Origin of the sequence: Microbacterium sp. UBA3486 (genome assembly GCF_002377845.1) — a bacterium.
In the GTDB taxonomy this organism is placed as follows: Bacteria; Actinomycetota; Actinomycetes; order Actinomycetales; family Microbacteriaceae; genus Microbacterium; species Microbacterium maritypicum_A.
Window position 1 is genome coordinate 1 of record NZ_DFQP01000080.1, and the last position, 6,128, is coordinate 6,128.

Below are 6,128 nucleotides of genomic sequence, written 5' to 3' on the forward strand. Positions count from 1 at the left end.
GTGATGCGTCCGCGGGCGGGGGCTTCGCCCGGCGCGCGCAGTTCGCTGCCCGTCGACACCACGGCCACGCGCGGAGCCCGCGTCACCGAGACCTCGACGATGCCGGCCGCGACTGCGGCGGCGAGCTGGAAGGGTCCGAGGCGCTCGCCGGCGTGAACGACTTCGTCGCCGACGCGCAGGTCGGCTCCGCGTCGGCGCACGAACACTCCGGGCTTGGCCGGGGCGTGCAGCACCGTCACCTCGCCGAGGGAGTCGGCGAGACCGCCGGCCGTGTCCTCGAAGGGCACGATCACGTCGGCATCGGTGGGGGTGGGCGAGCCGGTCATGATGCGTGCGGCTTCGCCGACGCCGAGAGCAGGGTCGAGGGAGACTCCGGCGGGCAGGTCGGCGACCACGCGCAGGGTGACCGGATTCTCCTCGGACGCGTCGGCGACATCCGCACCTCGTACCGCGAAGCCGTCCATGGCGGAGTTGTCGAACAGGGGGATGTCGTGGGCGGCGGCTGCGGCAGCGGTGAGCGTGCGCCCCGCGGCAGCCGCCACCGGCCGTGTCTCGTGCTCGATGACGTGGACGGCATCGAGCACCCGCGCGAGCTGTTCCTCGACCGTGCGGCGGCCGGTCATGCGCGGGCCCCCGCGGTGGCCTCCGGGGTCGTGGCGGTTGCCGGGCGGATCACGATCTCGTGCTGCCGGGACGTGAGCGCATCGACCATCGCGAGTCGTCCGAGCAGCGGCTCGCCTGCGCCCGTCACGAGTTTGATCACCTCGCCGGCGAGCATCCCGCCGACCTGCACGCACAGGGCGCCGAGCACACCGACCTGGGCGCAGCTGGGGGGTTCGCCCTCGGTGCCGACCGGGAAGAGGTCGGCGAGCACGACCGGCTCTCCCGCGGGCGGGTCCGACCAGAAGACCGTGGCCTGCGCGTGCCACTCCTGCACAGCTCCCCACACGAGGGGAAGTCCGAGCGCTTCGCAGGCGGCGGCCACCTCACGACGGGTCGCGAACGTGTCGCTCGTGTCGACCACCACGTGGGCGCCCGTGAGCAGGCGCTCGGCATTGGCCGCATCCAGGCGCTCGGGGACCTGGGTCACGACGATGTGCGGGGCGAGGGCGGTGATCGCGCGCGCGGCCGATGTGGTCTTGCGCGTCCCGATGTCCTCCACCCGGTGCGCGAGCTGACGCTGCAGATTGGTGAGCTCCACCACGTCGTCGTCGATCACCGTGAGCGATCCGACCCCGGCGGCGGCCAGGGCGAGGAGCGCAGGGGATCCGAGTCCGCCCGCGCCGACGATCGTGACGTGAGCGGCGTTGAGGCGGCGCTGTCCCTCCTCGCCGATGCCGGCGAGCACCGCGTGCCGCGCCGTGCGGACGAGTTCTTCCGGCTCCAGCACGGGCGCGGGGGCGACGAGAGGCTGCATGGACTCAGCGTATGCCCGTCGGGTCGCGACGTCGCGGCTCGCCTGATCGTGCCGCGGCGGATGTTCTGACATCCTCGACTGCAGGGGCACGCGGTACCGCGGCCGACATCGGTGACGATCTTCGAGAGGTGTCGGATGGTGGACTGCGGCGAGAAGACGGGCGCGGAGCAGGGGACCCTCGCCCGCATGCCGCAGGAGTACCGGCGGTCGATCTGAGTGATGTCCGTGCGCACGATGATCGAACGGCTTCCGCCCGCGGGATTCTCCTTCGTGATGGCGACCGGCATCGTCGGCACCTCTTTCGTCGCGATCGGACTGTCCCCGATCGGGGCCGTGGCGTTCGTGCTCGCCGTCGGCGGGTATGCGCTCCTGCTGATCGCCACCGTCGCGCGCGTACTCCTGGCGCCGGCCGCCGTGCTCCGTGACGCCGGTGACCCGGGCCGCGCATTCGGGTTCTTCACGATCGTGGCGGCGACCGGGGTCACCGCCACCTTGGGTGCGTCGCTCGGGGCCGAGGGGATCCTCCCCGTCGCCCTCGCCCTGGAAGCGCTGCTCTGGGCGCTTCTGACGTACGGGATGCTGCCGTGGCTCGTCACGCACGCCTCCCGGCGGCCCCTGCTCCGCACGGTCGACGGCGGGTGGTTCCTCCTCGTCGTCGCCACCCAGTCGCTGTCGGTCCTGACGAGCGCGACCGCCGGAGGGCACCCCCTGCTGGGCCTCGCGGCGTTCGGTCTCTGGTGCCTGGGGATCGTTCTGTATCTGCTTCTCATGGCGGCGGTGACGGTGCGGCTGCTCGGCCAGGAGATCGGTGCGATCGACGTCGCGCCGACCGCATGGGTGCTGACGGGATCGACCGCGATCTCCACACTGGCCGCCGCGCGTCTGCTGACGGCAGACTCCGCCGTCCTCCCCGGCACGGAGGGAGCGGTCACCGTCGTGGCGATGGCGCTCTGGTCGTTCGGAACGTTCCTCATCCCGTTCCTCGTGGGGCTCGGCATCCGCGATCTCCGCACGCGTCCGGGCGCGCGTCGGTTCACCGTGGGGTGGTGGAGCATCGTCTTCCCGATCGGCATGTACGCCACCGCGACCATCGCCCTCGGCAGGGCCGCAGGCGTCGGGGAGCTCGTCGCCGTCGGCACGCTCGCGGTGTGGTGCGGTGCTGTCGCCTGGGTGCTGGTCAGCATCCTGGCGATCGGTCTCAGCGTCGAGCGTCTGCGATCGAACCGAGCTGCGACGGGTGGGTGAGGCGCCACCACTCGGACGGCTGGTCGACGCTCCCCTCGATCTCGACCGGGGCGGTGACCGTGTTCGGGCCGGCGGTCCAGGTGACGGTGCCCACGGTGGAGCCGTCCCGATAGGTCGGCGGCGTCTCGATGTCCATCGTCACGGTGATCGGCGTGTCCGACCACGTGAAGATCGACGCCGCCTCGCCGATGACCAGGCGCGCGGAGGAGCCCCACGGCGTCGAGATCGTCCCGACCTCCTGGCCGGGGGTGGCGACGGGCACCTCGTGGAAGCCGGAGCGGACGCCGTCCAGGGCGGCGAGCACACCGGCATTCACCGAATCGCGTGACGACCCTCCGAGGATCACGCCGGTCACGGCCAGCGGATCGGTGGTGCCCACGACGAGGGTGGCCGTGTACAGCAGGCTGTAGGTGCCTTCGCCGAGGGTGCCGGTCTTCAGTCCCGTGATCCCGCTGGTGCCGAGAAGGCCGTTGGTGTTGTAGAGCAGGCCCGCTCCGGGGAGCGTGATCGACGGGGTCGCGACGATCTGGGCGATCACCGGGTTCGCGGCGGCGAGCTTTCCGATGGCCACGAGATCGACCGGTGTGCTCGTGTTGCGCGGGCTGATGCCGGTGGGTTCGGTGATGGTCGTGCCGGTCAGCCCCTGGGTGGCGAGCCAATCCCGCGTCGCGCCGAGGAACGCGCTCTGCGATCCGAAGACGTGCGACGACAGCGCCTCGGCATAGTTGCTCGCCGAGGGGATCAGCATGGCCGCCAGGGCATCGCGCAGCGACATCGACGTGCCGGTGGGCATCGGAGCGATCGTGGCGCCCTGCACGTAGTACCTGTCGTAGAGGTCGTGGTCGGCCTTGCCGAACGTGATGGTGGGACCGGGATCATCGACGGAGGCGAGCGGCGACGCGTCGAGGATGACGAGTGCGGTGATGAGCTTGGTGATGCTCGCGATGGGCAGGGGTTCGCCGGTTCCGCTCGACGACCAGATGCCACTCGCCCCCTCGCCCAGATAGGCGTCCGCGCCGGCGATGCTGATCGCTGACGCACCCGCCGGTGGCGTGGCGATCGACGCCGCATCGACGGCCGGGACCTGCGGCGTCTGCGTGGTCACCGCCGGTGGATCCACGGGCGCGGTGAGCGCCCACCCGATGTAGCCACCGGCGGCAGCCAGCAGCACGAAGATGCAGGCCCCGGTGATGATGAGCCCCCGCCGCCTGCGCTTTCGGCGCACCTCCGGATCGATCCGATCACGGGGGGAGAGGAACTCCTGCTCGTGGGACATCAGTTCAGCGAACTCGGAGAGGTCGTCCGCCGGTGGATTCGGTGCCGTCATGGTGACACTCATCTTGGCCGACCGCTGCCGCACGCGCTATCGGCCATTCGGGGGACACGGGAACGGTCCGTCGAAGTGCGGAGCGGAAGGCGGATGGATCATTGCAGACGCGGAGATTTTCGAGGAAAATCTCCGCGGCTGCGGTAGACTCCCTCCATGCAGACGTATCGGATCGCTCGCGCAGCGCAGCTGCTCGGCGTGAGCGACGACACCGTCCGGCGTTGGATCGAACAGGGGCTGCTTCCGGTCACCGATGCCGTGCCCGCCGAGATCCCCGGCGATGCCGTCGCGGAACGGGCCGTCGCGCTCGCGGAGGAGGCGAAGAGTGCCGGAGATGTGCTCTCCAGCGCGCGCAACCGCTTCGTGGGAATCGTCACCCGGGTGCAGATCGACGGGCTGATGGCGCAGGTCGACATCCAATCCGGTCCTCACCGCGTGGTCTCGCTGATGTCTGCCGAGGCCGCGCGCGAACTGCACCTCGGGGTCGGCGCGCTCGCCACCGCCTCCGTCAAGGCGACCCAGGTCGTGGTCGAAGTACCGAAAGGCTGACATGAACCGCACGCTCCGCGCCGCCGCAGTCCTCGCCGCGGCCGCACTCGCCCTCACCGGCTGCGCGGGCGCCACCGAGAGCACCGCCTCGCCCTCGCCGTCGGCGGAGAAGAGCGGTGTGAGCGGAGAGCTCACGGTCTATGCCGCCGCATCGCTCAGCGGGGCCTTCGATGCGATCGGCGAGGCGTTCACCGCCGAGAACCCCGACGTGCGGTTCACTCCCGTCTACGACGGCTCGTCGACCCTCGTCACACAGATCCTCGAAGGAGCACCGGCCGACGTCTTCGCGTCCGCCGACGAGGCGAACATGGACAAGGCGGCGGATGTGGCGGTCGATCCGACGCTGTTCGCCTCCAACACCCTCGTGATCGCGGTGCCGGCGGGCAACCCGGGCGAGGTGGAGACCCTCTCCGATCTCGCCGACGTGACCACGGTGCTGTGTGCGCCCGAGGTGCCGTGCGGTGCGGCCGCCGCGAAACTGCTCTCGACGGCGGGCGTGACGGTCGACGCCGCCAGTCTCGAGCAGAACGTCACGGCCGTGCTCACGAAGGTCGCCGCTTCCGAAGCCGATGCCGGACTCGTGTACGCCACCGATGTGATCGGACGTGACGACGTCGAGGTGATCGTGCCCGACGGTGCCGACGACGTCGTCAACCACTACCCGATCGCCGCGCTGGCCGATGCGCCGAACGCCGAGGCGGCCGATGCGTTCGTGACGTTCGTGCTGTCGGACGCGGGTCAGAAGATCCTGGCGGACTTCGGCTTCGGGGCTCCATGAGCGTGACCGGCGCACGCGGATACGCTCCGCGCGCGCTCGCTGTTCCGGCCCTCATCGGACTGTCGTTCCTCATCCTGCCGCTGACCGCACTCGTGGCGCGGGTGCAGTGGTCGACCTTCCTCGCCGATGTGACGTCGGAGGCTGCGCTCTCGGCGCTCCTGCTGTCGCTGGGCACCGGCCTGCTGGCCACCGTGCTGTGCATCGTCGTCGGGGTGCCGCTCGCGCTCTACATCGCCCGCTCCGGGCCCCGCCTGGCCGCGGTGCTGCGTGCCGTCGTCACGGTGCCGCTGGTGCTGCCGCCCATGGTGGGCGGCGTCGCGCTGCTCTACCTGTTCGGGCGCGCGGGGTGGCTCGGCGGGCTCGGCCTGTCGTTCAGTACCCCGGCTGTCGTGCTGGCACAGACATTCGTGGCCCTGCCCTTCCTGGTGCTGGCCGTCGAAGGCGCGGTGCGCACCTCGGGCGTGGACTACGAGCGCACGGCGGCAGCGCTCGGAGCCGGACGATGGACGATCCTGCGCCGCATCACCCTGCCGCTCGCCGCGCCTGGCATCGTCGCCGGCGTCGTGCTGTGCTTCGCGCGGGGCATCGGCGAGTTCGGCGCGCCGGCGCTGTTCGCCGGGAACCGGCCGGGAGTCACCCAGACGATGCCGCTCGCGATCTACACCGCGTTCAACGGTGCCGGAGTGTCGCAGGGCACGGCGGCCGCCCTCGCCCTGCTGCTGCTCGCCACCGCGATCATCGTGCTGCTGCTCGTGCGCGGCTGGCGACCGGGGGCGGCGCGATGACCCTGGCGAACGGTCTGCCGGCGGAGC

At 71.1% G+C, this 6,128-nt stretch carries 6 protein-coding genes and 1 pseudogene; 4 read left to right on the forward strand and 3 right to left on the reverse strand.

Annotation, left to right across the window (positions count from 1 at the left end):
* A pseudogene (locus tag B2869_RS11815) lies at positions 1 to 623 on the reverse strand (molybdopterin molybdenumtransferase MoeA); the annotation flags it as partial.
* The gene (locus B2869_RS11820) at positions 620 to 1,417 is read right to left on the reverse strand and encodes a HesA/MoeB/ThiF family protein (protein ID WP_292766735.1); all 798 of its coding nucleotides are present in this window, start codon (positions 1,415 to 1,417) and stop codon (positions 620 to 622) included. The pseudogene B2869_RS11815 and the gene B2869_RS11820, both read right to left, overlap by 4 nt.
* A gap of 219 nt (positions 1,418 to 1,636) precedes the next feature.
* Here B2869_RS11820 and B2869_RS11825 point away from each other — a divergent pair, with 219 nt between their 5' ends.
* Entirely contained in the window at positions 1,637 to 2,662 is a 1,026-nt protein-coding gene (locus B2869_RS11825; protein ID WP_292766737.1) for a tellurite resistance/C4-dicarboxylate transporter family protein, read from the forward strand.
* On the opposite strand, the gene B2869_RS11830 is transcribed toward B2869_RS11825, so the two are convergent.
* The gene (locus B2869_RS11830) at positions 2,616 to 3,989 is read right to left on the reverse strand and encodes a D-alanyl-D-alanine carboxypeptidase family protein (protein WP_292766739.1); all 1,374 of its coding nucleotides are present in this window, start codon (positions 3,987 to 3,989) and stop codon (positions 2,616 to 2,618) included. The two genes, B2869_RS11825 and B2869_RS11830, sit on opposite strands and share 47 nt — an antisense overlap.
* A 156-nt stretch (positions 3,990 to 4,145) precedes the next feature.
* Between B2869_RS11830 and B2869_RS11835 the strand changes: the two genes are divergently transcribed.
* The 3 genes from B2869_RS11835 to modB are packed head-to-tail and all read left to right on the forward strand — an operon-like array spanning position 4,146 to position 6,101.
* Entirely contained in the window at positions 4,146 to 4,538 is a 393-nt protein-coding gene (locus B2869_RS11835) for a TOBE domain-containing protein (protein ID WP_021199267.1), read from the forward strand.
* A gap of 1 nt (position 4,539) precedes the next feature.
* The gene (gene modA, locus B2869_RS11840; RefSeq protein ID WP_021199266.1) at positions 4,540 to 5,316 is read left to right on the forward strand and encodes a molybdate ABC transporter substrate-binding protein; all 777 of its coding nucleotides are present in this window, start codon (positions 4,540 to 4,542) and stop codon (positions 5,314 to 5,316) included.
* The gene (gene modB, locus B2869_RS11845) at positions 5,313 to 6,101 is read left to right on the forward strand and encodes a molybdate ABC transporter permease subunit (RefSeq protein WP_292766744.1); all 789 of its coding nucleotides are present in this window, start codon (positions 5,313 to 5,315) and stop codon (positions 6,099 to 6,101) included. Before modA ends, modB begins: the two co-directional genes overlap by 4 nt.
* Positions 6,102 to 6,128: the final 27 nt, after the last annotated feature.